This window comes from Photobacterium obscurum (assembly GCF_026191635.1).
In the GTDB taxonomy this organism is placed as follows: Bacteria; Pseudomonadota; Gammaproteobacteria; order Enterobacterales; family Vibrionaceae; genus Photobacterium; species Photobacterium obscurum.
This window is the reverse complement of record NZ_JAKRRW010000006.1, coordinates 126,788-153,622: the sequence shown is the minus strand read 5'-3', so window position 1 is coordinate 153,622 and position 26,835 is coordinate 126,788. Positions and strand designations below refer to the sequence as shown.

18 protein-coding genes are annotated in these 26,835 nt (G+C 44.9%); 5 read left to right on the top strand and 13 right to left on the bottom strand.

Going from position 1 to position 26,835, the window contains the following annotated elements; all coding sequences use genetic code 11:
• Nucleotides 1–365 precede the first annotated feature (365 nt).
• Complete coding sequence (locus MD588_RS10255) at nt 366–1,211, top strand: helix-turn-helix domain-containing protein (protein ID WP_265697090.1); 846 nt, start codon at nt 366–368, stop codon at nt 1,209–1,211.
• A gap of 11 nt (nt 1,212–1,222) precedes the next feature.
• Here MD588_RS10255 and MD588_RS10250 read toward each other — a convergent pair whose 3' ends face one another.
• The 8 genes from MD588_RS10250 to MD588_RS10215 form a co-directional block, all read right to left on the bottom strand.
• Nucleotides 1,223–2,044: a PTS sugar transporter subunit IIA gene (locus tag MD588_RS10250; protein WP_265697089.1), complete on the bottom strand. Its 822-nt coding sequence runs from the start codon at nt 2,042–2,044 to the stop codon at nt 1,223–1,225.
• Between the two features lie 10 nt (nt 2,045–2,054).
• Entirely contained in the window at nt 2,055–2,357 is a 303-nt protein-coding gene (locus MD588_RS10245) for a PTS fructose transporter subunit IIB (protein ID WP_265697088.1), read from the bottom strand.
• 200 nt (nt 2,358–2,557) lie between these two features.
• Nucleotides 2,558–3,781 carry a sodium/glutamate symporter gene (gene gltS / locus MD588_RS10240; RefSeq protein ID WP_265697189.1) on the bottom strand — a complete coding sequence of 408 codons (1,224 nt, stop codon included), beginning with the start codon at nt 3,779–3,781 and terminating at the stop codon, nt 2,558–2,560.
• A 325-nt stretch (nt 3,782–4,106) separates the two neighbouring features.
• On the bottom strand, nt 4,107–5,354 hold the full coding sequence (locus MD588_RS10235) for an SGNH/GDSL hydrolase family protein (RefSeq protein ID WP_265697087.1): 1,248 nt from the start codon (nt 5,352–5,354) through the stop codon (nt 4,107–4,109).
• Nucleotides 5,355–5,751: 397 nt separating this feature from the next.
• Nucleotides 5,752–6,654: a 5'/3'-nucleotidase SurE gene (gene surE / locus MD588_RS10230; protein WP_265697086.1), complete on the bottom strand. Its 903-nt coding sequence runs from the start codon at nt 6,652–6,654 to the stop codon at nt 5,752–5,754.
• Between the two features lie 25 nt (nt 6,655–6,679).
• Nucleotides 6,680–7,990, bottom strand: coding sequence for an OprD family outer membrane porin (locus tag MD588_RS10225; protein ID WP_265697084.1), 1,311 nt, complete (start codon nt 7,988–7,990; stop codon nt 6,680–6,682).
• 159 nt (nt 7,991–8,149) lie between these two features.
• Entirely contained in the window at nt 8,150–8,800 is a 651-nt protein-coding gene (gene pgmB, locus MD588_RS10220; protein WP_265697083.1) for a beta-phosphoglucomutase, read from the bottom strand.
• A 40-nt stretch (nt 8,801–8,840) separates the two neighbouring features.
• Nucleotides 8,841–10,529, bottom strand: a complete 1,689-nt coding sequence (locus tag MD588_RS10215) for a glycoside hydrolase family 3 protein (RefSeq protein ID WP_265697081.1) — start codon at nt 10,527–10,529, stop codon at nt 8,841–8,843.
• A gap of 381 nt (nt 10,530–10,910) precedes the next feature.
• On the opposite strand from MD588_RS10215, the gene MD588_RS10210 reads away from it, so the two are divergent.
• Nucleotides 10,911–12,251 carry an MFS transporter gene (locus MD588_RS10210; protein ID WP_265697080.1) on the top strand — a complete coding sequence of 447 codons (1,341 nt, stop codon included), beginning with the start codon at nt 10,911–10,913 and terminating at the stop codon, nt 12,249–12,251.
• 135 nt (nt 12,252–12,386) lie between these two features.
• Complete coding sequence (locus MD588_RS10205) at nt 12,387–14,858, top strand: GH39 family glycosyl hydrolase (RefSeq protein WP_265697078.1); 2,472 nt, start codon at nt 12,387–12,389, stop codon at nt 14,856–14,858.
• Nucleotides 14,859–15,099: 241 nt separating this feature from the next.
• Here the strand turns inward: MD588_RS10205 and MD588_RS10200 are convergent, their stop codons facing one another.
• Complete coding sequence (locus tag MD588_RS10200) at nt 15,100–15,531, bottom strand: DUF2799 domain-containing protein (RefSeq protein WP_265697076.1); 432 nt, start codon at nt 15,529–15,531, stop codon at nt 15,100–15,102.
• 761 nt (nt 15,532–16,292) lie between these two features.
• Between MD588_RS10200 and MD588_RS10195 the strand changes: the two genes are divergently transcribed.
• Nucleotides 16,293–16,520, top strand: a complete 228-nt coding sequence (locus tag MD588_RS10195; RefSeq protein ID WP_265697075.1) for a hypothetical protein — start codon at nt 16,293–16,295, stop codon at nt 16,518–16,520.
• A gap of 224 nt (nt 16,521–16,744) precedes the next feature.
• Here MD588_RS10195 and MD588_RS10190 read toward each other — a convergent pair whose 3' ends face one another.
• The 4 genes from MD588_RS10190 to MD588_RS10175 all read right to left on the bottom strand — a co-directional run bounded on the left by MD588_RS10190 (nt 16,745) and on the right by MD588_RS10175 (nt 24,841).
• On the bottom strand, nt 16,745–18,103 hold the full coding sequence (locus MD588_RS10190; protein ID WP_265697074.1) for a glycoside hydrolase family 30 protein: 1,359 nt from the start codon (nt 18,101–18,103) through the stop codon (nt 16,745–16,747).
• Nucleotides 18,104–18,179: 76 nt separating this feature from the next.
• Nucleotides 18,180–20,186, bottom strand: coding sequence for a methyl-accepting chemotaxis protein (locus MD588_RS10185; protein WP_265697072.1), 2,007 nt, complete (start codon nt 20,184–20,186; stop codon nt 18,180–18,182).
• Nucleotides 20,187–20,331: 145 nt separating this feature from the next.
• Nucleotides 20,332–23,589 carry a glycoside hydrolase family 3 protein gene (locus MD588_RS10180; RefSeq protein ID WP_265697071.1) on the bottom strand — a complete coding sequence of 1,086 codons (3,258 nt, stop codon included), beginning with the start codon at nt 23,587–23,589 and terminating at the stop codon, nt 20,332–20,334.
• 76 nt (nt 23,590–23,665) lie between these two features.
• The gene (locus MD588_RS10175; RefSeq protein ID WP_265697070.1) at nt 23,666–24,841 is read right to left on the bottom strand and encodes a carbohydrate porin; all 1,176 of its coding nucleotides are present in this window, start codon (nt 24,839–24,841) and stop codon (nt 23,666–23,668) included.
• Between the two features lie 945 nt (nt 24,842–25,786).
• On the opposite strand from MD588_RS10175, the gene MD588_RS10170 reads away from it, so the two are divergent.
• Nucleotides 25,787–26,788 carry a LacI family DNA-binding transcriptional regulator gene (locus MD588_RS10170; RefSeq protein ID WP_265697069.1) on the top strand — a complete coding sequence of 334 codons (1,002 nt, stop codon included), beginning with the start codon at nt 25,787–25,789 and terminating at the stop codon, nt 26,786–26,788.
• Nucleotides 26,789–26,835 lie beyond the last annotated feature (47 nt).

The following is a 26,835-nucleotide window of genomic DNA, read 5'->3' as shown; positions in this document are numbered from 1 at the left end:
GGCCCCACGCTTATAGTGTACCAGAGAGGCATTTACTGGATATTTGTAACCCACAAGGTGTTTTGTGATCAAATTCTCATATACATACCAACATGTTCAACCTCAAACGAAACAAGAAATTACACATCAATATCAACAACTTAAACAATCACAACTTGATAAAGGACACCATAAAAACAATCAACCAGCAAAGAAAAAACATATAAAAGCTAGACAGTAGTAACCAATAAAACACCCAGCACGCGCCTATTTGCGTGACCCAGCTCACGGATATTTCACCTCGCAGGCTACCTAGCTAGTATCCTGATGCAGGGCAATGAATAATGAGGCCAGTATTTACTAGACAAATAGATAGCGCGATCACCATGAGCCAAGTTTTCCATGATCTTATCGATACCCTGCTTTCTGAACGGGAGCACTTCAATCGCATCTGGTTTGCCGGTGATCAGCTTACACCACCGCCATTTAGCTATCAGGTCAACTTTCCCCGCTTGGAGCTGGTGATCAGCGGCGAGTACATCAATGAGCTGGAAGATCCGGATCATGGGATCAGTGAAGTGAAAATCATGGCGGGAGACGCAATTTATATTCCGCCCAATAGCTGGAACAAACCTAACTGGGATACCGACTGCTCGGTACTGAGCCTGCTATTCGGCCGCCGCCAACTTGGTTTCAGCCTGGTCAGCAAAACCAAAGATCAAACCAACTTTCACGATATCCAAAAACACAGTATTCAAACCCGGACCGGTCACGCTATCGACCATATCCTGTCGGCACTCAATGCCCTGTCAAAAGAGCCCCTGCAGCAACCGATGGACGAACACCTGCTTCTGGCGCTGATGAGCTACTGCCAAAGTATGCTATCGGTACCGACCAGCTCAGCCAAAAAGCGCAGCGAGGATCTCTATCAGGGGATCTGTATCTACATTCAGGAAAACTTTCACCGAGCCATCAGCCGAGACTCCATTGCAAAACGCTTTAACATTACCCCCAACCATCTTTCTCGCCTGTTCCGCCAACAAGGGCACATGCGACTGGCTGATTACATCACCTGGGTCAGAATCGAACGTGCGAAGTTTATGCTGAAGAAATACACCTTCCGGTTAAATGAAGTGGCAACCCGTTGCGGGTTTCAGGACGTGAACTACTTTTACCGGGTATTTAAAAACAAAACCGGACTCACGCCGTCAGAATATCGCAGTTCGCTTTAGCTCTAGATATGTCACTGGTGAAAAGGACGAGATAGGGTATGGAGTATCACCGCCTTTAGTGCTTCGGGCTCCGTATTCTCGGTTAGCAGGCGACAGAACTCAGGCTCGATCAAAGCTTGTGAAAAGTGGGCAAACGCCTGAATATGTGGGCGTTGTGGCGGTGCTGGCAGCGTCATTGCAATCAGCCTCGTCACTGGACCATGATTCGAACCCCACTCTACTGGTTGTGGCAACTGGATCACCGCTATTGCAGGCTGCTCGATTTCAGGCGACATGATGTGGGGCAGCGCAATACCATTTCCCATACATGTCGAAGACACCTCTTCACGCTTGAGCATCAAATCCAACAACACGGATGATTTTTCGGGAGCAAGCATCTGACACAACAGAGAAAGCAGCTCTTTCTTGGCTTGACAGGCCTCCTTACCAACTACCGCCTGTTTTTTTTCTAATACCTTGTTGGCAAAGCGCATTTCAAATGGCAAATAGAAGGTACAATTTCCCTTGTCATGACTATCGATACAGCAAGCATTGCGATTCTTTTTCTTACCACTGGTTCTGACTAACGTAAATTGCTCGGCCAAAAAGTCAGTCAACACCATACAAGCCAGCTCGGCATCGACCCCTTCAATTAGCAGCTGACAGAGATCACCGGGCATACAGCCAAGGCTCATAACCCGGACCGGCTGCTCGACATGAGCCTGACCCAGCCGAGTAACATTTTGCATCACCACTACGGCACGAAAATACCCCGCCAACGTTTTCAGCTGATTAAGTTTCCAGGAGGGGATACCTTCATCACCGATGATGAAGGTAATGCGGCGTTCAATCATAGCGCTAGCATCAAAGTTCTTGGCAACGGCGCAACACGCTAGCAGGATCGGTCAGCACTTCTTCTATGGTGACGCAATGGATCTTACTACCGGTAAAACGGGCGCGGTGTTCAATTTCGATATCCGAGGCAATCAACACTACATCGGCTCTGCCAATGTCCTGAAAGCTCAACTGGTTTTCTATCCCCATCGCACCCTGAGTTTCAACAATGATCTGGATACCCAATGGTTGCGCCGCTTTTTTTAGCTCTGCCGCCGCCATGTAAGTATGGGCAATCCCAGTCGGGCAGGCAGTAACCGCAACAATTCTCATAAATTCTCTATAGATAACGGTGTTTAGGTTGATTGTCTCGATCCGGTGGAGATAGTCAAGCAATGAGGGCGGCAAAACTGATCTTAATTAAGTTACAGGACGTTATCATGAACCTCCCTCCCCCGAGCAAAAACGGCTCTCCAAGGAGCCGTCGATGATGTAAGTTGCGTTTAACTTATCGTGCCCAGTTAAGCCCGGCGCTAAAAATTAGCCAAAAAGTATGGAATGATCAGCGCATTGGCCAAGTCGATAAAGAAAGCGCAAACCAGTGGCACGATAATAAACGCCTGATGCGAGTTACCATAACGCTGCGATACCGCAGACATGTTAGCCATTGCCGTTGGTGTCGAGCCCAGAGAGATCCCGCCAAAGCCCGAACACACCACCGCGGCATCATAGTTCTTGCCCATAGCTGGAAATACAATAAGGAGATTAACCAACACTGCCACGATAAACTGTGCACCCAGAATGGCAAAAATTGGACCGGCAAGATCCACCAGCGTCCAGAGCTGCATACTCATCAGCGACATTGCCAAAAAAGTTCCCAGTGACACATCGGCAATTAAAGCAACAGCAGGCTTGCGAGATGGCCATTTGGTGCCTGAAATCCGCGGGAAGGAGCTCGGAATCAGGTTGGTCATCACTATGCCCGCAAACAAGCAGGTAACAAACAAAGGCAACTGCAAACCAGCCTCTTCAATCGCCTCGTTCAGGATAAAACCCAGAATTGCGCAGATATGAATAGCAAAAATGGCATCGAGAAAATCAAAGCCGGTGATTGCCTCAGCTTGTGATTCATCGGCAACACCGATATCCAATTCTTCTTTCTTTTCCGGCTTAAGATCATAGCGAGTGATCAGAAACTTTGCGATCGGCCCGCCCATCAAGCTTGCCAGGATCAGGCCAAAGGTGGCACTGGCGATACCAATTTCCATCGCATTGGTAATACCGTAGCCTTCCGAGATACGTGGTGCCCACGCTATTGCAGTACCGTGTCCACCGATCAACGAGACACTACCACCCAACATACCGACTGCAGATTCCAAGTCAAACATTGCAGCGACACTGATCCCGGTAAAGTTCTGGATAATCATATAACCAATGGTGATCACCAGCAGTATGATCAGAGGAACACCGCCTTTTAGCAGATCTTTGAGGCTGGCATTAATCCCGATGGTGGTAAAGAAATACACCAGCAGCACATCCCGCGCCATCAGATCGAATTCAATTTCAATACCTGTAATGACGTACACCAATGCGATCAGAACCGAAAATAAAATTCCCCCCGTCACCGGCTCAGGAATGCTGAACTCCCGCAAAGGCGAGAACATACTATTCAAACGACGACCGACAAAAAGCACTAAAATACCTATCGTTACCGCAAAAAAAGACCCGATGTTCAAAGTCCCACTGGCCCAATCCATTTCCATAATCAAGTCACCCTAAATACCCTGTAAGTTCATTAATAGTCAGTCATGATTACAAGTGATGCGTAACATCATGCTTTTGTTCCATATATTTCAATTAACACTAGCCAATAAATGTTGATTTGGCAGAGATATCCTAAATCAAATGGTAAATATGGGAGCTGAACCGAAGATAGATACAGGAAATATTACTGGTGTTTGGTGAACGTACTGAAAACGGAAAACAACGCTTTTTTGTGTGTGTTTGAGGATTTCCATCTTATCATTAATAAAAAAACCTCAGCACAAAGGCTGAGGCTTTTATTCGAGTGGCTTGGTTTTCTTAGAAGGTAAACTTCTTGAGTACCGTTTCAATAATGTTGTCGGCAATATATTTATGGGTTGCCGTTGTCGGGTGAGTCACTCCCCAGAAGACATAGGAATCAGATCCATAATAGGCACACTCGTTTGTCAGGCTATGGCTGTACAGGTAATCCAGCGCCGAGCTACGGTTGATATCCAAACAAGGCTCTGAGGCATTCTGGAAGCCGTGCTCCTGTGGGTTGCTCGTCATTTGCTCAAACAAAGAATAGGCATCGTACAATTGCACGTTAATGCCTTTGTCCTGATAGTACTTGGCTTGTTCCGCGATATATTGGTTAAATTCGACGATCTTCTGGCGAACCTTCAACGCTTCTTCCTGGGTTGAATACTTAAACTGAGGCGCTTTGGTTGCATCAGGTAGAGTAAATAACAGGATGTTTTTCGCACCGGCATCAGTGAGGCGGATCATCGCAGCGCTAAAGTCAGCCTTAACCTCCGGCACTTCACGGTCATAGTTCATAAAGTCGTTCAAACCAAACTCTAAGGTGAACAGAGTATTTTCCGGGCGGTAGTTTTTGGCCATCTTCATATAGGTCAGATAAGAAGTAACCTGATCATAAACTCCCGTCAGGGCAACATACTTGTTGGTACCTGCCGCACCACCTACAGCCCAGTTATAAAGAGGGATATCCTTGTTTTGCGCTATGTATTCCGTCCAGACAAATCCGTTCGTGAAGTGTCCGAGGAACCAAGAGTTGCTGTTAGGGAAAATCCACTGAGATCCATTAAACATATTGCCCGTGTCTGACAGGCTGTCACCAAACACGACCATCTTATTGATCGCTGATGGCTGAAAGGCATTGTCGTTAGTCCAGATAGAATGGTTATATGAGACACGGTAATCGGACGCAAAGTATGTAATATCGGCAGTATCGTGAGTGACACCCAAGGTTTCATCACAACGTTGCTTGATATTGTCCTGAGACTCGCTGGTATAGAACATGTTTTTAAATGAAACGGAAGAATACCAGTAGCCAGGAATTGTGTAATAGCTGCCATCTTCATTTAATGCCCATTCCCATGTTGTCGCCGAATCATCATGGGTAGTGGCTGGACGATACCAACACCGAACATAAGTGTAGGTTTCTGATGACTGAACGCTGCTGACTTGTGCAGCAGTGATGGCCTCAGGAGTAATGGGAAGACTATCTGACGCTTGAGCAGCAAATGGCAGCAGCATAGAGAGTAGCAAAATGTTTTTTTTCATTATCATCTACTTATAGTTTGTTATTGTGAAGGAGTTTCCCCGCACCAGAAAGGGCGAAGAGAGTAAATGCAGATACATCCGTGTCAGTTGTGCTTTTACTCTAAATTAGAGCACTGCAACTGATATCATTCACGAATATCATCCTAATTATTGAAGCATTCTCACAATAAATACTTATACAAATCATAAGTAGCAGCAGGATAGCTGATTTTTGCCAGGTGAGCACCGCCTAACCGCTGAACATACGAAAGTGGGATTTTTTACGACATAAGATAGCAATGGGTTCAGCGCGAAATGAGCCACCAGCCTGAGAATAGAAAAGAAAGAAACAGCTTGGCCTCTGCTTTAAAGATAAAAAGCCCATCATAAAACCTCATGATGAGCTTTCTCTATAAGTTTAATTTAATAACGCTTGGTACGATTCCACGGCTTCAGGCTCATTCCAATGTGCGTTAAATACGGTATAGGTGATGTATTTGCGCATGAGTTCCGTTGTATCTGTGGTGACTGCCGGATCGCTGGCAGCAAGGAAAGGCTTAAAGTTAAGCTCTTGCACCGTGGTCTCATCATCTACCAGCTTGAAGGTATAGTTGTAATCGGGCTGGACTTCATTCTCGATATATTTGATACCCTTAATCTCACTTTTGGGATACGGCGGATAATTGATACTCAGCCCTGTACCGCTTGGTAGCAAAGGCTGACCAACCTTTTTATTACTATTAAGTTTGTTGACTACAGCCAGCGTATGTTCAACCCCGGCTGGAATATATTCCATTGAACTCGGAAAACCTGTTTTGGCTTCTTCAATCCGAAATCCCATGCTGACTGCAATAGCTGGCACACCGTGGCGTACAGCACGGGCGGCTGCCGAAACGGTGCCAGAGTTAAACTGGTTGACCCCGACATTTGGTCCGTCATTGACACCTGAAATCACCAGATCCGGTTTTTGCTCTGCCATCAGCCCGGTAAGGCCAAATAGCACTGAATCTACGGGAGTACCGGCAAAACAGTAAGCCTTCTCACCGATTTTTTCGTACTTTAGCTCTTTGCCCGGTTTGAAGGTAACCGCAGTGCCCTTGCCGCTTTGATTATTTTCAGGGCCTGACAGCCAAACATCATAGCCTTGCTTGGTTAGGGCTTTAAACAATTCCTGAGAGCCCTCACTACGGCAACCGTCATCACTGACAAGCAGAATACGCAGCTTATCTGCAGCGTTAGCTGTTTCCGCCTGAACCAGTGTTGGTAAAGTTAACAGAGCACCGGAAACCAGTGCAGCAACCGTTTTCAATGTCGTTTTCATCTTCATATCCTTACGTCAAAGAGGCTTAAAGCAAATCAAATTTATAATCGATTACGAACACGCCGCCGAGAATAGAACGTTTTTCCCAGTCACCGTTTTCAACAACAGGATTCCTTGCGCGATCCGCGACATAAGAGTATCCCGGACCAATACCGGCCATCACGCTAAGACCCTTGAGTGCTTTGCCCTGAAATTGATACATCATCAGAAGGTTCAGTTCCGCTTCATCTATATCTGCGCCCTGAAACTCCATACCAAAACCGTAAGTCGCACGAGCACCAACCATCAAACCGGGTACACCAGCATTAGCCATATTGTACATAGCCTGGAATGCAATCATGGTTTCGCCGTCTTTGTTAAAGTCGGTGCCGGTTCCATCCGCCTTACTGTTAAAATTACCATCAGTATTTTTTCCCATATCCCAGAAGAACATACCCAGGCCATTCTCAAGCTCAGCCTCGGTATAGGCATAACTGCCTGTCAGGGCCCATGAACCGACCATGTAATCCAGGTTTAGGTTGTAGTGGCTGGCCTTATCGTCAAACGCCATTCCTTCCCAGTTATCCAAACCGTCATTTTGATAGAAATATCCACTCAGTCCTATCTTCGAGGTTTCAGAAACGGGAGTCAGCCATTTAAACTCAAGGCCGCTTCGTCGCAGGTAATCTTTACTTTCGCCACTGAACAGATTTACAACGTTCTTTTTACCCCAGCTATAACTGAGATCACCGGTAATGATATTGTCAATTTGTTTGCCTGAAAGAGTCTTGAAACGCACTTTTGTCGGCGAGTCTCGGTCTGAAAAGCGATCGGTATATACACCGCGCAGACGTAGCCCCTTATAGCCGACTTCACCACTAATACCCTGGTATGAGGCGACGACAGCACGACCATGTGAAACAGTCAGCGAACCAGTTTTGTATAGCTCCTTCCAGCCACCATAAGCATTTGCGTACAACTCATCGTCACCCAATTTAACCTTCGCATAGATCTGACTGACTTTATTAAAACCTTCTGCTTTACCATTATTATCACGTACTAAGTCACGGCCCTGAAAGTTATCGTTAGCACCCAATTTAATCGCACCAGAATAGGTTGCATCAAAGCCAATAAAATCAGCCAAATATCCCGACTTATAATCAATCGCAACGCCCTGTGCCCAGGCAAACTGATTTTCATCGTTCGATGTATCTTCATCCAGGTACATCGCGATATTTCGGGTCGATAATGAAAGTTCATTATTTTCAAATAATCCATTTGCCTGAGCAACTGGAGAAATAATTAAACCTGTCAGACAAGCTAACCTGACACATTTAAAGGTAGAGGTAAGATTCATTTTCATTCCTTAGAAAATATATTCACAGCCATAACAGTAGAAATACACTCACGCATAAAAACGGGTGCCTTAAATTACTATTGCTATTTTTGTGAGGTTATCTACACGCCAGATTTATATCGTTCTACTCTGGCTATTTATATTTTTATTTGATGTTACTTACTTTATATAATCTTCGATATTAAACCCTATCAGGTCAGGTACTACAGCTGTCGCCTGGTGTAATAAAGCTTGCTCGCCGACACCAACAACCTTCATACCAGCAGTCAAGGCCGCCTGAACACCAGATTGCGCATCTTCAAAGACCAAGCATTCTGATGGTGACAGACCTAGCAGCTCGGCACCTGTCAGAAAGACATCCGGCGCAGGTTTAGCTTTGACAACCATATTGCCATCTACGATATAATCAAAATAATGATATAAGCCAGTGAGTTCTAATATCAGACGGGCATTTTTACTCGCCGAGCCCAGAGAAATTCTTATTCCTTTGTATTTCAACTCCTCAATTAATTTTACAACACCACCCAGTACGTCATTTTCATTCAGTTGATTAACTAATTTCAAATAGTCATTATTTTTATCCAGTAGTAACTGGTGCTTTTCAGTTTCACTGAAGTTCCTGCCACTATGATTCAATATAATATCTAATGAATCTTTTCTGCTCACTCCTTTTAGTTTTTCATTATCTTTTTCACTAAACGGAATATTGAGTTTATCAGCCATCTTTTTCCAGGCTTTATAATGCAAGCAGGCTGTATCAACCAACACACCATCGAGGTCGAAGATCACACCTTTAATTGTCTCTGTCATACGCTTTTACCGCTAATGCTGTTTATTTACCACGTTAAATTTAAAGGTGGGTATCCCACTGCCCAACGAAAGCATCGACAGGACTCTGCCCCTTAAACTCCGAACGCCCCATAAGCTTATTCACGACCGCTTCAATAGTGATATCGTTAGCAGTATAGGCATTGATGTATGTCGGCACACGAGGGACATCCATCAAGTGGTATGGATTGCCAAACGAAATAAAGACAGTTGGAATTTCTTGGCTGAACCACGGCGCATCAATGCCCATCGGACGAGCCCAGTTGATCCGCAGAGTCGTTTTGTTACTCGCTGTCTTGAACTGAGCGGCATAGACAACCACGTCATAATCAGCGACAAACTCTTCAACAGGCTGCATCATATCTCGCATCGTAAATTGCGAAGTATCGTATAAGGTAACCTTGAACCCTTCTGCCTCAAGCTGGTTCTGGAACTTTTCAACAGTGCCAGTCTGATGACCAAACATATCGGCTTCATCGCCCAAGCCAATCAGAAGCACCCGGCTATGCTGATCCAGTGACAACGGTAGAATATCCTGGTTGTTTTTGACCAGAGTCACCGCTTTGTCCGCACATTCAATCGCCATCTGTTTGTGCGCATCACAACCGATCAGCGACAGATCAAGCTCAGCCGCCAGATCACGTTTATGCAGCCCCAATGCAGCTTTTGTCGCAAGCGTACGGATGATGGCTTCATCGACACGCGCCATACTCAGCAAGCCCGTTTCAATACCCTTTAGCATGTAGCCAAAGTCTTCTTTCAAATCTTTGTTGAACAAAAACAGATCACAACCCGCGGCAATTGTTAATGGTACCGCCTGTTCACGCTTCATCATGACGGTAAAGCCCACCATCGACGTTGCATCACTGACAATCATACCGTTGAAGTTGAGTTTGTCCCGAAGCAGGTCGTTAAGCAGCTCAGGTGCCAGTGACGCAGGCATGATCTCATGATCGCTCAGTTCAGGGTTCAGCACCTTAGAGTACTCCGGCAGTGCAATGTGCCCCGCCATGACGGTCAGTGCCCCAGCATCAATCGATTGCTGATAAACCTGACCAAATGTTTCATCCCACTGCTGCGGCTTCATCGTATTGACTGAAAGCACCAGATGTTGGTCACGATAATCAACACCGTCACCCGGAAAGTGTTTGATTGATGTCGCCATGCCTCGTGCCTGAACGGCTTCGACATAAGCTTTGCCCATTGCCCCGACCAGCTCAGGGTCACTGCCGTAAGTACGGGTATTGGTAATCGGATTATGGAAGTTGTAATCAAGGTCAATAACCGGCGCAAAAGCCCAGTTACAGCCTGCCGCACGACCTTCTTCCGCAACCACAGCCCCCAGCTTTGCAGCCATTTCCGGATCCGCTGTTGCACCTACCTGCATTTGCGAGCCAAACTCGGTTCCCTCGGCCACCGCACCGTTGCCGCCGCTTTCTAGGTTGGCTGCGATCAGCATCGGTACCTTACTGTTTTGCTGCAGGTACTGATGGACCAGCTGAACTTCTTTGGCATCGCCCGGGCGGAACATGATCCCTGCCGGTTTAAACTCATCCAATAGCGCCTGTAAATCAGCCTGCTCGGCACTTAAACCAATCGGACAGAACAGGTGGCCGACTTTCTCTTCCAGCGTCATTGCATTAAGCGTTTCCTCCACCCAGGCAATATCGTCATGGTTTAAATAAAAAGGTTTTGCCGTTAAATCTATCATCTTGACCTCAGTCTTTTTTTCAATTCTCTGTATATCCACCAGTTTTCTTGTTGGTGAATAGGTTGAGAATCAGTCTAGGATGTTTTACCAGCTCAAACTTCGTAGAGATTTAGCTGAAGTTATAGGGGGATTTTGTGGTCAGAGAAGAAATGTGATCTAAGTGGCACCCGACAATAGAGAAATCTTAGTTCACTAATTATCTTTTATTAGAGCATGTTAGCTCGACACGTACCCCTTACCCGCCGCCGCGGATAGACCATGATGCAATTCACAGTTTGCCTTTCAGCACAAACATCCCCCAGCACCTACATCAAAAAGCTCGCTAGTTGTTCTTTGCCGCTTTCAAGACAATGAATTCAAACCCTACACAGGTAACAAATAATGGAATCACTTAAATTAAGAGAAAAGCTAGGATATGGCGTGGGCGATCTGGGTAGTACACTGATCTTTGCCACAGTGACCACCTTCTTGATGTACTTCTATACCGATATCTTTGGTCTGTCAGCCGCTGCGGTAGGCAGTGTATTCTTTGTCGCCAGGATGATTGATGCGGTCAGCGATCCCCTGATGGGGGCGGTTGCCGACCGGACCGCAAGCCGCTGGGGTAAGTTTCGCCCTTACCTGCTGTTTGGGGCAGTACCACTTGGCATTCTTGCAGTGCTTACCTTTACCACTCCTGAGCTATCTGATTCCGGCAAGCTGATCTATGCCTATATTACCTATATCCTGCTGATGGTCTGCTACACCGTTGTCAATATTCCCTACTCAGCCCTGCCGGTAATGATGAGTTCAGACAGCAAAGCCAGGACTCAGCTGGCCAGCTTTCGGATGTTCTGTGGTTTCTTTGCCATGCTGTTGGTATCAGGCAGCACGCTGCCTTTGGTACGCCTGCTGGGTGGCGATAACGAACAACAAGGTTTTCAGTTAACCATTGCCTTGTTTGCCACTCTGGCGGTACTTTTATTCTTCATCACCTTTCGTTCGACCAATGAGCGAGTAAAATCCGTCGATCACCAATCATCGATTAAACAAGATCTAAAAGTGGTCAGCCAAAACCGGGCATGGTGGGTACTGCTCATTGTGGGTGTGCTGTGTTTCAGCTTTACCATGATGCCGTTTGCCGTCGGTATGTATTACTTCAGGTACAACGTCGGCCACACCGACATGGCAACGGCCTTCTTTGTCTCCGGCAATATTGGCATGCTACTTGGCGTGGTGGTCACTGCAGTATTATCAAAATCCCAGTGCAAAAAAAGAATGATGATCTGTGCCCAACTGCTGGCTGCTCTGCTGATCATCAACTTCTACTGGCTGGATACCTCCAATATCGTGATGATCTGCGGGCTGTTCTTCCTGGTGATGATCGCCCAGGGCGTAAGTGTGCCGATCATGTGGTCGATGGTAGCTGATGCTGCCGACTACTGTGAGTGGAAGCAAGGGAAAAGAGTCATCGGCCTGACAACCAGCTCTGTCACCTTCTCGCATAAATTCGGCATGGGGATCAGCGGCGTGATCACCGGCGCGATTCTCACTCGCTATGGCTACCAAGCCGGAGCCGTCCAATCTGCCGATACCCTGCATGGTATTCTGATCATGATGAGCCTGCTGCCAGCCCTGGGATTTTTAGCCAATGCACTGGTACTGATCCTCTACCCTATCGACAAACGCATCAGTGAACAGATGCAGCAGGAGCTTCAGCTTCTTCGCTCAACATCCAGCTAGCACAATTGACCCTCGCCTCATAATCACGAGGCGAGGTATCATAATTTTGATCAGCGTGTGAGTTCCCACAATCCACTCTACGTCTATTCTGCGTATAGTAGAAGTTTGATATCTCGCACTGCTCCAGGAGTGATTATGCAATACCGCCATGAGCTCGTTCGTCTTGATGAAGGGCTAAAAGCCAAAATCTATGTTCATTCCGTCATGGAAGTCACGGCACATTGGCACCATGAAATTGAATTAATGATGGTATTGAAAGGCAGTATTGAGCTCCGCCGTAATAACCAGGTGTTTAGACTCGTTCAAGATGATGTCTTGCTAATCAATCACAATGAACTTCACAGCATCAAGGCAACCGATGAAGACAATATCCTGCTGGCGATCCAATTTTCTCCTGACTTACTGAGCAATTGCTATCCAGAGTTGAAAAACATCATCTTCCATTGTAATTCGGCGCAATACGGTGATGCCGAGCAAACCTATTTCAACCCGCTGAGAAGCCACCTTGCCCGTATCGTTTGGGCGTTTACCAAAAAGCACAAATGGTTCAAGTTTACTATCGAGCAGGAGCTGCTGGCTCTCATCACCACACTTCTGTCCACCTATCACCACGAAGTCATAGAAGACAACCGTCATCAGCTCCATGAACGCGAACTAGAGCGGCTTACACGTATCGTCGACTATATTGGCCAGCACTATGCGGGCAAAGTTCAACTGCAGGAGCTGGCCGATCGGGAATGCGTCACCATGCACCACCTGTCCCGTTTTTTTAAGGAGCAGATGGGTATTTCATTTCAGGAATACCTCTTCGACTATCGTATTTATCAGGCTGCTAAACAGATCATTAGCAGTGACGAAAAAATTGCCGATATTGCTTTTTCCTGCGGTTTCAATGACCCCAAATTGTTCTATAAAAAGTTCAAACAAAAATATAACCAGACCCCCATCGAACTCAGAAAACAACTGTCGGCTCCCTCAAACCACCCTAACGGTGGCAGCAGCTATTTGTCGGTTCGTGAGCGGGATATCTATAAGTCGCTGTTTGAATTTATGAATACACCTGCCACAGAACCCTGCACAGTCGTGGCACCGCTCCCGGCTTCAAGTCCAATCTCAATCAAAACCGAGCAAGTCATTGATAGCATTATCCCGACTTGGCGCAAACTCACGACATTCGGTTGCTCCTATGAGGGGCTAAAGGCGCAGCACCGTGCCCAGTTGACAGAAATGCAAGACAACCTACATTTCGAGTTCATCCGCTTTCAGGGTATTTTTGCCGAGCAGATGAATATTGTCGCCGCCAAAGGGATCTACGACTGGAGCAACGTCGATAATCTCATTGACTTCCTGCTGTCGATTCGACTCAAGCCCTTTTTCTGTCTTGGCTACATGCCGGAGCTATTTGCCAGCAGCGAGCAAACTGTCGCCCATTGGCGCGGCAATATCTCCCCACCGGAACACATGGAGGACTGGACTGATTTAGTTACTGCGTTCTTCGACCATCTCATCACCCGTTACGGTATTGAACAGGTACAGACGTGGTATTTCGAAGTATGGAACGAACCTGATTTGGAAGGCGTATTCTGGGCTGGCAACGAGACAGACTATCATCAACTCTACCTGGCGACCTACCACGCGGTGAGAGCCATTTCTCCATTGATCAAACTTGGCGGCCCTTCTGTCAGCCACATGGCCTTTGACCAGTCCGACTGGCTGGGTAACTTTGTCAGCTTCTGTCACCGGCACCAGCTTCAACCCGACTTTTTCTCCTATCACATTTATCCCGAGCGCTATGGTCACATTGATAACCTGATGGATTCCAATAAGGTCAGCCGCAAGACTCTGGGTCCCGACGGTAGCCTGGAATTACTTAACAGCAGCCAACCGTACCAGCAGCAACTAAGCACTGACGAGCTGCACATTACCGAGTGGAACCTAAGTGCCTGCTGGGGCAATAAGGTATTAGATACCGCTTACCTGGGAAGCTTTGTTGCCTACAACATCATCAACCTGTATGACAAAGTCAGCTCACTGGGGATCTGGACCTTCAGCGACCTGTTTGAGGAACGAGGGCCGTCGGCCTCCACGTTCCACGGCGGCTTTGGCATGATGACGCGAGAAGGGATTAAGAAACCCAACTTCCATGCCTTGACCATGCTCAACCGCCTAGGTGCGGAACTGCTTAAGCGAGGCAAGGACTACATCGTTACCCGTTCGGTACAGGGTATTCAGATCCTGACGGTTAACTATATCCATTTTGACGAGCTGTATGCCAGCGGGGATACCTCTGCCATCGAGATGTCTGATCCCTACGCGGCCTTCAATCCCGCGCCTGAAAAATCGTTTGATTTTGCGCTCGACCTCCCTCCCGGTAGTTACCGGCTGACCCGTTATATGCTCAACCGCGAACATGGCTCTGCGTATGATGACTGGCTCAGGATGGGTGCTCCGTCTCCATTGTCTGAAGAAGATATCGATGAGATCAAGCGCACGGCCTATCCCAAGCGCTCTACGCAATCTCTCCATCATGAAGGAGAAGAGCTTTTGGTGAAAAGCTCTGTACCTGAACACGGGGTTGAATTGATATTGCTGGAGAATTTAAAATAATAAAGAATATACCGACAGGCACTAGTTTTTGACATACAAAATGATAAAAACGATTTCTCCTCTTATGTTGAAATCGTTTTTATTTCCATACAAAAATGAATAAACCTCTACTCCAATCATCGCAATGCTAACCGTTTTATAGCACCAACATTGAAATGATATAATAGCACCATATTTAATAAATCTGGTGGCAATATCTTGTGCGGAGGTGATCCCTTGGTCGGCTGTTACTTATTGTTGATTAAAAGAAATCAGAATATTCATCAATATAAACAGACGTAATTTCTAGCATATAGGCATCATAACCTTCCTGCCATTTCTCTATGGCTATATCACCTTGTGACGTGCTAACACATTGGCCTTTATACCTAATACCGCGCTCTCCATACTCATAGGTTTTTTCAGGACGGCAGAACTCTTCAACCCCAACACTATACCCCTGTTTATACTGATCATAAGCCATATTATCTAGGGTACCAAACTCATCCAGCTCAGTTTCAGAACGCTGATAATGACCATTCTTTCCATCAACCACTCCAACTTCATACCATTCATTTTTCTGAGCGAACTGCGATTGTTCTGAAAAAGCTGTACAGCCAAACAGCATATAGCCTACCAATGTACCTAATATAATTCTCACAATAGCCTCTCTTAGATTCTTGATAATTGACAACAAGAATCCTTAATAAGATAGTCCATTATTTAAACTCTCGTATAAAACATTTAACTAACAAATAATAATTTTCAAGTTAAATATAAAACGCGATGCATTCATTACTCCCCCTGCATAATAAATATGATTTTACATTATGTTCACCTAATAATCCCCAGCATCAAATAAAGCCTATAGTGATGAAATACTTTGCTTCAAAATAGCAACCCAAATGATTTTTGGTGAAGACATCAAAAAATAAAACTAGAAACAAGAAGCTGATTGAAAATTAGTAGGGAGAATATTGACCACCTCAACACAATAACAAATAAAACTACAGTATGAGAGCCTGTAAAGTTCGCCCCCACCCTATTGCAAAGGGGCTCATGTTATCCATTAAGAAAACACGCTAGCGATAGACGATAATAATTACCTTCATTTTTACTCGAATTCACAACGCTCAGGAAATATATGCCTATCATCCGATATAGCAGCAGAACGTCAAGCTCTATGCTGGACTCGTCTGTTTACCTCTGCACTGTAATTAACGGCTTCTGAGATACCACTCCCAGTAATCTTAACTGTGTCTGATATTTACTGGGCGAAGTCCACATAAGTTATTTAGAGTTTGATTTTAAAAGAAAGGTTAAGGCTCAACCAACTCGTACATGAATTTTACTTTGACCTCAGAAAAAATAAACGACTGCATAGTTATGCAATTAACGAAACTGAGCCTAGAATTAAAATTGAATATAGTCGCAACCATAATAAAAGAGGTGCATATGAAGTGGTTTATTTCAACGTCTGTTGCTTTACTCTTATTGTTGCCACAAGCAATGGCAGCACAAAGCCCTGAACCAAGTCTAAAAGACATACAACAGGCATGTAAACTAAAGCAAGTCACCCACCGCTGTGAAGTTGTCAGCAGTGATAAAACCATTAAAGGTATTTGTATCGACGCACAGTGGTACGGTTTGATCTGCTCTGAACGTAAAAACTTAAGTAAGTAGAAGTCAAAGTTAAGGCTATAGATGTAGCCTTAACTTTTACTTTTACCGGAAAGCGCTTACTTAAAACCGCCTTTATTTCAGTCCAAACAAACGACCCAGCACACAACTAATTCACTGTTATAAAAGACTTTAATCACTTAACACCATCATATGTTCAAGTAAAAAGCAGCGGAAGGTTGTGAAATAATCAGTCTTGCGCTCTCTCCTGGTCACTTAAGGCGCTATTAATCAATAATCAGGGTCTGAATAGAGCGTGCCGGCATTTTTACATAACATCCCCGCTCCAGATTATTCAGTGCATAGACCACTTCTCGGTCAAGGCGATTCATTATCACCAGTACCTTTTCGCCATTTGGGTTTACAAAAGCTGTTGCTTCAAGATCATCTGTCGTAGTCGCAACGGCAACCCGACGCGCTCCTCGCTTAATGAACTTCGAGAAGTGGCCAAAGTAATAGTAAGACGGATTTAAAATAACCTCGTCATTGAAGGTATCACCGATAACCGGTGCACTACATAGGTTCTGCACATGGTTTGGCCCGCCAGTCTCATCAAGAAATAGATTCCAGTCACACCAAGCACTGGTATTATGGTTAATATCATTGATCATTGAGTGCGCATAGCGCTCTCCTACTCCCCACTCACCGATGTGTGGGCCGAATTCTTGGCACCCTTCGGTAAACCATATCTTCTTATCTGGGTAAATATCATTTACCAGCTTTAGATTGTCGTAGTTATCACCCATATACCAATGAATACCGATGCCATAAACATACTCGGCAGCTTCGAGATCATCGAACATCTTCCGTGCGCGATCAAAGGCTTCGGCACGATTATGATCCCAGCAAACTATCTTGATATGCCCCAGGCCTTCGTCTTCGAGCGTTGGCCCTAGATAATCACGGACAAAATCACGCTCTTCTTCTGCGGTATATATACAAGAATCCCAGACTTGAGTAGCCGCCGGTTCATTCTGAATCGTAATCGCACTGACCGTCACACCTTCGTCTTGCATCGCCTTAATGTATTTGCAGTAATACAAGGCCCATGCCTGACGGTGCTCTTGCTTTAGTTTACCGCCGTTATTCATCTCACCATTGGTTTTCATCCACGCCGGCGGACTCCAAGGAGAGGAAAAGATAGTGATATCCTCATTCGCCAGTTCCTTAGCCCAGTGGATCATCGGGATAATTTGCTGCTTGTCACGTTTCAGGTTGAAGCCTTTCAGTTCAGGATCTTCTGTCTCACAACAGGCCCAATTTCCAAGCGAAAAATCGCAGCTATTAATATGTGTGCGGCAGAAGTTATACCCAATCCCCTTCACCGGATGAAAATACGCTTCCATCATTTTCTTCTGATTTTCGACACCCATGCGATTAAGTACATTAGCTGCCGCTTCGGTAAAAGCCCCACCAAAGCCTTCCCACTCTTGGAATGTTTTTCTATCATCCAAGTAGACGATAAACAGCTCGCCAGCATCAGTATAAGTCGTATTAGCCTCATGCTGGTATCCTTCACATAATTTATCCACTGGCACTTCTGATAATTTAAAATCAGTGCCCTTCGCCGTCTGATATAATTTCATCAACACTCCAAGGTAACAATTGGTATAACCCAAATATCAATTCTCTATGAAATAACTACATTCAAGACATAGTGATTCACGACACTTTAAACCGATGCACCAGGTCATTTTGTTGATTAGCCAGTTCATCTAACTTCCCACTCACCTCAGCAACCTGCTCCATCGACAAATAGTTGGCATCAGCAATATGGCTAATTTCCTCAAGGCTCCGTGCAATCGAGTTCGATGTTGTACTTTGTTCTTCGGCGGCTTGAGCAATATGGCTGCTCATTTGGCTGATCTCTATAATGATCGACTGGATTTCTTCCATTGCGCTATTCGCATTCGATGACTGTAAGATGCTTTTGTGCATTTCACTCACGCAACCTTGCATGACCGAAGAGGCTTGCCCAGAACTAGCCTGCAAATTGTGGATCATGTTTTCAATTTCTTCGGTTGAATCGGTAGTACGCTTTGCCAATACCCTGACTTCATCGGCAACAACCGCAAAACCTCGTCCCTGCTCACCAGCACGTGCCGCTTCTATCGCAGCATTCAGTGCGAGCAAATTAGTTTGATCAGCAATATGGCGAATAACATCGAGGATCGAGCCAATATCGCGGCTCATATCCTGAACCTTTGAAACGACTTTAACGGACTCATCGAGACGATCCGATAGCTGATGAATCGTCGAAATATTGCAACTCATTACTTCTCTGCCTGTTTGCGCTGCGACTTCTACATCATGAACCTTATCCATGGAGCACTGGGCACTATTGGCTACATCCTTGACTGATTGCTCCATTTCCGTCATCGCTGTAGCAACCGATACAGTTTGCTGGCGCTGATCATTCAAGCGGGTTTGAGATTCTGTAGTTGCAGTCTGGTTCTGCGCCGCAACCTGAGCCAAATTGCCTGAGGCCACACTGAGTTTGCGCAAAATATCTTGCAGGTTGGATGCTAATGTATTGATATGATGACTAAGTTGATTGAACTCAGTAAACATATTGTCGTCCACTCGCTGCGTCATATCACCATCAGTTAACGCCTCAAGCGTTGAAAGCATTGAAACCAATGGCTTCCGAACATTACGTGCCAGTAATAAACCAAGAAATACGGCAAAGATACTAACCAATATCCCCATTGAAATAGCCTGGGTATGCCCATTCTCATAGCTCTCATTTGCGCTTTCAATTGCTTCATCCATCAACTGCTCAGCTTCATCATGGAAAGTATCTAAAATCCGCATGGCTTGGTCGACTTCGCTAGCTAATTTTGAAATATTGGCATATAGGCGCTGGCCAGCTTCAACGTAATTGAAATGCTGATCAAGTACGCCCCCTTTTTTACCAATATCCCGAGTAAACTGCTCGACAGAATGATCAAACGCCTCTTTGAGTGAAGGTAGTTGAGCAACCAGGCCTTTATAGGCGTAGTTAAGTCGGGTAACACTTCGCTTATTATCCTTCAGCGCTTTGGTGATTATTTCTATATCATTGCTGGCTAGTGCATCTGAGGTGATCGTTTCTGTTTGCTTGAGCTTGATAAAGTAGCTTTTTGCCATCAACTTAACCGCAACATTATCTTGCTTGTTGATATATTCCTTCATGCCCACCCTAAGTTCCGTCTGTAGCTGTTGAAAACGGCGAACGGCTTTTTGTCTCTCCTGCTGAGCGTTTAACTGGGCACGATAATTTTCCATTGCTTTATGGGATTCTGAGAAGTAACGCTCTTCCAGCGCAAGCAATGCCGTAAGCTGATTACTTAACACTGAATTATCTTTTGATATTACAGATAGCTGCTTAAGCGCAGAGCTAAAATCTTGATGTGCCGAAATAAATTTTTCTTCGTAGCCTTGCATTCGTTCAACATTTTGGCTGGTAAGAAAATCTTTAAATAGTTTATCTGCGGCTAATAGGTTGACACTGGTTTGGTTGGCCAGCGAGACAAGCGGAAAAGCATCCGAAGTTACAGAGTCTAATTGGTTATGAATACGGGCAGCACCGTCTAACATCAATACGACTGTCGCGACAAGTAGTGCCGTCATTAATGCAAACCCGGCATACATACGCTTTATTACCGAGGTTTGTCGTTTCTTTTTCATATTTGTTCTGATTTCCATCAAGCGATAGCAGGCATGAAAAACTAAGCCACCAGTCAGTTAAAAACACTTATCTGGTGGTTTAGATATAAAAAGATCGGCCAAAGTAAAAAGGCGGAAGGAGGCGAATTTCCTTCCGCCAAGTTATTTACTTAACTAATCGAACATTTTTAAAACTAAATTCCACACCCGCTTGCGAGTTGCCCCATGCTGGTAAAATAGAAAAAGGTTTATCTACCGTTTCTACAATATCACCAATATCTAAATCACTGACTGATACTGAAATAGCAGTCCATGTACCTGTAGGTATATTTTCAAGGAAATAATCCGGACTACCTGCGTTTTCCTCCGAAGATTCCATCTTGATCACTAGACCATCAACGTTTTCACCATAGGAGGTAACTAGCAGATCAAACTCCAGCCTGCCCGCATCGGCATAATTCGTTAAATTCTGCGTTTCACCAGCCAAGAAAATAACCGCTTTGTCATCTGCAGGGCTTGCCACATTATAAGAGACATTCACAACCGTCGCCCCATCACCATCAACTTCCGTTGTGGTTGAAACGTGTTCCGGTGCAGGGCTCCAATCACTGCCTGTATGTGCGCTCCACACGCCAACACTCGGGTTCCAGGTATCGCTCCAGATATAAGAGACAGCCTCATCTAAAGCCGGCAAAGCAGGTACAGCTAATGCGGCACAATCAACTTCATCGCTAGCAGCATCCAAACTACGCGGTACAAAACGAATTTCGCCTAAATCAAACTCCATTTCACCCATTGTTGTCAGCAGGAAAGGTGTATTGAGCATTGAGTACTCCATCCCTTCCTCGGCAAAGCAACTGAGCGCAAACTTCATGGTTGTCCATTCACTAGACACCGCAGGTAGCACATCGTTGACCTTGATATCACCAAGACATGGCCACTCACAATGCATCGCCAGCGTAACGTCTGCTGTTGGTGCCTTGATCATTTTTATATCAAACTGCAGTGTGGAGTCAGCATTAGCATAAGCATTCTTGTCAACTGCTTTCTCGTTCTCGGTTTGAATATATACCTGGGCAACATCCGTTCCATCGAAGGAGACATTAATAGCATCCTGCTGATGCTGATAGTTGATTGGTGTTGTTGCTAAACCGCCGATTGAGGTTACGCTACCATTTGAGACATCAAGACCAGCCCAGCCATTTGCTGCACCGCCAATACGAGCGACAAACTCTCCGGCCGACTTCGCACCAAAAATTTCCAGGTTGGATGTTGCGACACCATTATCCGGGGCGTCTTGGCCACAGCCATAATCTCGAGGATCAAGAGAAAGACTGTTTAAGTCATTCTCCGGCGTCTCCGGTGAGCTGTAAGACAGACCGTAGCCGTAAGGGAATAATGGCTTGTGCTCGCCGGTGATATCTTGCTCCGCTGCAGGTGTTACGTAATCGGCGATATTCGGTGCAACACGGTTAATGGTGGTCGAACATTTTTTCATCGGCCATGAATAAGACAGGCGGCCGGTAAAGTCCTTACCGTCCTTATTGAACAAGACATCGGTAATACCACCTGCTTCGGTACCTGGTAGCCATGCTGCAATGAAGCTATCCGAATTATTAATTTCTTCGTTCACATAAAGCGGTCTGCCGGAATAGAACACCGTCACGACTTTCAGGCCAGCATCCTTAAGCTCTTTGATTTTATCCAAATCATCTTTGTATGACGCTTTAATAGATGAGAACTCGAGAGTCTTGTTAGATTTTATATCACCAAACATTTCGGCATAAGGATCTTCACCGATTACAACAACGGCAACTGTATTTTCCGTTGCGTCACTAAGATCTGTGATGATATTTTCGGCACCCACAACACCCTCCAGTGCCATTTGCATGGTTGTCGCACCCGGAAAGTCATCTTCAATGGTGTTTTCATTGCCCTGCCAGGTCAGCGACCAGCCACCTGTCTGCTTCTGAATATCATTAACAGCACTACCCGCAATCAGGATCTTCTGGTCTTTGGATAAAGGTAAAATACTGCCTTCATTTTTTAGCAATACCAGTGACTGGCTAACCGCTTCTCGTGCTAGTGCACGGTGCTCAGCAGAACCTAACAATTCTTGCTGTCCAGCTAATGTCCGCTCAGACGGCATTGGTTTTTCCCACAAATTAGCACGCAGTTTTACTCGCAGGATACGGCTAACAGCATCGTCTATTCGTGCCATCGGAATCGTGCCATCGGTAACCTGAGCTATTACATTATTGTAGAATCCCTTCCAGTCGCTATTTGCGGTAACCATAAACACATCGTTACCGGCATTAACCGCCGCCGGACAATTTGAGGCGCTACAGCCATTAATCTCACCCTGGCCGTTCCAGTCGGTAACAACAATGCCATCAAAGCCCATTTTGATCTTGAGCACATCGGTGATCAGATACTTACTGCCATGCAGTTTCTTATTGTAATCTCCGCCCTCATTCTGATCATAATTGGCATTGTTATGCCAGGAGTTAAATGATGACATCACTACCTGCGCACCAGCATTCAACCCGGCAAAATACCCCGTCGCATGGATATTTCTCAGGTACTCTTCTGTGTAGTAGTTCTCGCCACGGTCAACACCATCTTTAGTACCGCCATCACCAACCCAGTGCTTCACATTAGAAATAACATTGCGCTCACCCGCTAGACCTTCAGCCCCGCCCTGAATGCCTTCAACCATCTTGCCGGCGTATTGGTAAATGATTTCAGGGTCTTCCGAATACCCTTCGTAGACCCGCCCCCAACGATAATCGCGTGGCGAAGCCACCGTTGGAGCAAATGTCCAGTCAAGCCCGGTAGCTGCAATTTCTTCAGCAGTAGCCTTACCAATTTCATAAATCAAATCAGGATTATTGGCCGCACCTAATCCAATGTTATGTGGGAAAACCGTAGCCTTGTAAACGTTGTTGTGGCCATGAACCGCATCGGTTGCCCACATGAAAGGAATTTTGAAGCCTCGGTCTGCATAGGCCTCTTCTAGTGCGAGCCAGTATTTGTCTGACTCTTTTGCCCAGTCCTCTGCTGTAGAATATTTATTTTCATCGGGCCAGGCACCGCCACCATTTAATAACGAACCCAATTTATATTGTTTTGCCTCTTCCGGCGTTACCTCTAACAAGTTAGGCTGGATCATCTGACCGACTTTTTCTTCGAGAGTCATCTGAGCCAAAATTTCAACAATTTTGCTTTCAATGGCCTCGTTTTTCTCTACAGCACTTTTAATCGTGGGCCAGTCACCAAAATAGGGGACTTTAGACTGAATTAAATCCGAACCACTATTATTTCCGTTATCAGGATTACTTGAAGAACTATTATCTGAATCATTGCAACCAGAAATTAGTGCAAGTGCAATTAAGCATGGCAATATTTTTTTATTATGAAGCATGATATAAATCCATTTAATTATTAAAAATAAGCAGCCGTACAAATACGACTGCTATAAACCAGAATTTAATTAATGCTTACCACCAAGCTTCCCACATTGCGCCAACGGCAAATGTGTCACGAGTAGTATCACCAGTATTCGCTGAACCGTCGCCTGCAACTTTATTATCGGCATCACCTACTGTTGCGTAGAAGCGGAGCATTGGACGATCCCAAGTATTTTTACCAATGGAAATATTTTGTGACAAGGTTACCTTCCACGCCGAGTTTTCATCTGCATTGTCATAGTCAACCAATGAGTAACCCGCTTCTAACCATGTAGAGTGAATATCATTCCAGGAATGAGTCGGACGCACAATGACACTGTAGTTAGAACGGTCAACTGCATCATCAGCACTGTCGTAGTCATGATAAGCAGCCTGATACTCAATCGCAGTCCGGTCGCTTAGAGACGAAGTACCCTCGAAGCTAGCATAGAGGGTTGTTAAGTCATCTGTTTTATTGAAAACAGAATTATCGGTGTTGTCAGCATAGCGAAGACTTAATTTATTACCGTTGAAGTTAAAGATTGTACCAACTTGGAAAGCACCATCTTTATCGGCATCAACAGACTTATCAGATGACAAACCGTAGTTTGCAAAGATATCCATACTGATACTGTCTGCCAAACGAATATCATGCAATTTTGTTGTCAGTGCATAGTCACCATTATCACCAGTACCTTCACCTGCAGTTTGAGCAACAAATGCAACATTAAGTTTAGCCCCGCCAAGGTCAAGATTTTTAATACCACCGCCCTGACCATCATGGGTCATGAAGAAGTAGTCATTCAGCCCCTGCTGTGGACGCTGGTGAAAATCTCGACCCGCCCAAATATAGGCGTCAGGCTGGGAAGCAAAAACATTATAGGCACCAGCATAGAACTTCTTCAGCGCAATATCACCGTATTCGCCATCTTGCTTCCACCAGTTTTCCATCATCAGAACAATGTCCCACTTGGTACCATTAGCCCCATCAAAGCCTTTAGAAAACTGGAATTCACCACCATTTGTTTCATTACCTAAACGACCTGCAGCATTTCCCGCCAACTGACCGTCTGCACTTACATAATCATTACCATTATCCGCATAATGCATACCGTAACGAGCATATCCAGTGAATGCGAAATCGTCTGTTTCAGCATTAGCAAAATGGGATACAGATAAAGTTGATGTTGCTAATAGGCATGCAAGCGTAAGGTTTGATAATTTCATTCTAACTCCAAGAATTATTATTAATTGTCCATAAACAGCCAAAAGAAAGCGCTTTCTTCAAATGGCAAAAAAATAGTCACAAAGATAAAATTAAGTAGGGATTTTCCGTCATTAACGCCAAATTAATAGCCACAACTTATTAATTAACTCGCCAACCACCTTTGAAAGCGATTATAAGAGCAAAATTCTGAGGATAAAGTGATCACAATCACCAAAGGAAGCGCTTTCACAAGATCAAGCTCACACTGTCAACAAGAATATAAATCCACAACAAAATGAGACAAAAATCACAAAACAATCAAAATTAGCAATCAACATTATGATTTTAAAAGAAATTAATAATGAGGCATGGAGTATTAACATCGACCAGAATATGCATAACAGAGAATAAAAATATCATCACCAAATAAGCCACCCACTCTACTTTGACACTAAATAGGTAAAGCTAGCAGTCATAAGGAGTAACACACTGAAAAATTACCTACTGTATCGGCGTCCAGGAAACTTAAACCAAGAGAATAAAGAAAGCGCTCTAACGTGTACATTACATTATCACCCCGGTACCGTAGTAAGCCCGAGCTCGTAAAACAGACCACAATCTAATCTAAGCTATTAATATAAGGAGAAAAAATAAATACTGACGGAAAACGTCAAGTCAATACTTTGGCAGGCACGAGGACGATATCCGTAAATGAGCCAGTCTAAAAGAGCCTCTATCAACCGAATATAATCAAGATGCTGATATACATACACTTTTAATCACAGGTTCACCGAACTCAAAAAAGAAAGCGCTTGCTAAAAGTGTTATATAGCTCAAAATTACTAATATAGAGCCTATGTTCCCAACAGTTGCAGAGGTAAAATACCACCCAATTAACTCAGTATCGAGTGTATCTAAACTAGATAGGCAACAACCTCTTATCCATTCATTGTAAGGAAGTCCCGTTGATCACCATAAAAGAAGTATCTGAACTTGCTCAAGTTTCACAATCAACAGTTTCCAGAGCCTTAAATGGACACCCAACTGTCAAAGAATCCAATAAAGCGAAGGTCTTTGCCGCGATTGAAGAACTGGGGTATAAGCCGAATGCTTTTGCTCAAGCATTGGCATCCAGCCGTTCAAATAGCATTGGTATGCTTGTCGGCTCTCTTGACGGCCCTTTCTATGGCCCGCTGATGCATACAGCTGAAGACACAGTTCGCAAAAAAAACCTGCATTTAATCGTCACCAGCGGCCAGGAATCACATGATAAAGAAGCCGACTCCATTCGTTTTCTTCAGTCAAAGCAAGTCGATGGACTAATCATTCACTCTGACAAGTTATCAGATGATGAAATTATCAAAGTAGCTAAGCAAACAACATCGACGATTATCCTCAACCGTTACATTCCAGAGTTATCGGATAAATGCATTTGCATCGATAATGAACTGGGGGGATACCTTGCAACTAAGCACTTACTTGAGTACGGGCATACTAAAATTGCCTGTATTACTGGTCAGCTAAGCAAAATTGATAGCCGTGACCGCCTACAGGGATACCGAAACGCCCTTGCAGAGTTTGGGATTAAGTATGACGCTAACTTGATCGTTGAAGGGCGCTTTGATCACGAAGGTAATCACGAAGCGGTAAGACGCTTGCTTGACCGAGACAGCGAAATTACTGCGATATTCTGTCAAAACGATAATATTGCCTTAGCCACCTATGATGTATGTAGCGAAAGGAATATCACCGTCGGTCAGGATCTCTCGATTGTTGGTTTCGATAATGATACCTATAGTCAGCATATCCGCCCAAGGCTCACAACCATTAACTTCCCTGTGCGGGAGATGGGAATTGAGGCAGCCAAAGCTGTGCTATCACTTCTCAACAACGACTCGTACCTGCTAAAAGACAAACTAACACCTGAACTTATCATTAGAGACTCGGTAAAAAAAATTACCCCCTAAAAATAGAGTGATGGGGAATACTCTTCCCCATCATTCAGTTTACTTGT

What these genes read in the sequence shown, in the direction of transcription:
- MD588_RS10255 (WP_265697090.1), top strand. Translation starts at nt 366, where the DNA reads ATGAGCCAAGTTTTCCATGATCTTATCGATACCCTGCTTTCTGAACGG.
- MD588_RS10250 (WP_265697089.1), bottom strand. Translation starts at nt 2,044, where the DNA reads ATGATTGAACGCCGCATTACCTTCATCATCGGTGATGAAGGTATCCCC.
- MD588_RS10245 (WP_265697088.1), bottom strand. Translation starts at nt 2,357, where the DNA reads ATGAGAATTGTTGCGGTTACTGCCTGCCCGACTGGGATTGCCCATACT.
- gltS (WP_265697189.1), bottom strand. Translation starts at nt 3,781, where the DNA reads ATGGATTGGGCCAGTGGGACTTTGAACATCGGGTCTTTTTTTGCGGTA.
- MD588_RS10235 (WP_265697087.1), bottom strand. Translation starts at nt 5,354, where the DNA reads ATGAAAAAAAACATTTTGCTACTCTCTATGCTGCTGCCATTTGCTGCT.
- surE (WP_265697086.1), bottom strand. Translation starts at nt 6,654, where the DNA reads ATGAAAACGACATTGAAAACGGTTGCTGCACTGGTTTCCGGTGCTCTG.
- MD588_RS10225 (WP_265697084.1), bottom strand. Translation starts at nt 7,990, where the DNA reads ATGAATCTTACCTCTACCTTTAAATGTGTCAGGTTAGCTTGTCTGACA.
- pgmB (WP_265697083.1), bottom strand. Translation starts at nt 8,800, where the DNA reads ATGACAGAGACAATTAAAGGTGTGATCTTCGACCTCGATGGTGTGTTG.
- MD588_RS10215 (WP_265697081.1), bottom strand. Translation starts at nt 10,529, where the DNA reads ATGATAGATTTAACGGCAAAACCTTTTTATTTAAACCATGACGATATT.
- MD588_RS10210 (WP_265697080.1), top strand. Translation starts at nt 10,911, where the DNA reads ATGGAATCACTTAAATTAAGAGAAAAGCTAGGATATGGCGTGGGCGAT.
- MD588_RS10205 (WP_265697078.1), top strand. Translation starts at nt 12,387, where the DNA reads ATGCAATACCGCCATGAGCTCGTTCGTCTTGATGAAGGGCTAAAAGCC.
- MD588_RS10195 (WP_265697075.1), top strand. Translation starts at nt 16,293, where the DNA reads ATGAAGTGGTTTATTTCAACGTCTGTTGCTTTACTCTTATTGTTGCCA.
- MD588_RS10190 (WP_265697074.1), bottom strand. Translation starts at nt 18,103, where the DNA reads ATGAAATTATATCAGACGGCGAAGGGCACTGATTTTAAATTATCAGAA.
- MD588_RS10185 (WP_265697072.1), bottom strand. Translation starts at nt 20,186, where the DNA reads ATGAAAAAGAAACGACAAACCTCGGTAATAAAGCGTATGTATGCCGGG.
- MD588_RS10180 (WP_265697071.1), bottom strand. Translation starts at nt 23,589, where the DNA reads ATGCTTCATAATAAAAAAATATTGCCATGCTTAATTGCACTTGCACTA.
- MD588_RS10175 (WP_265697070.1), bottom strand. Translation starts at nt 24,841, where the DNA reads ATGAAATTATCAAACCTTACGCTTGCATGCCTATTAGCAACATCAACT.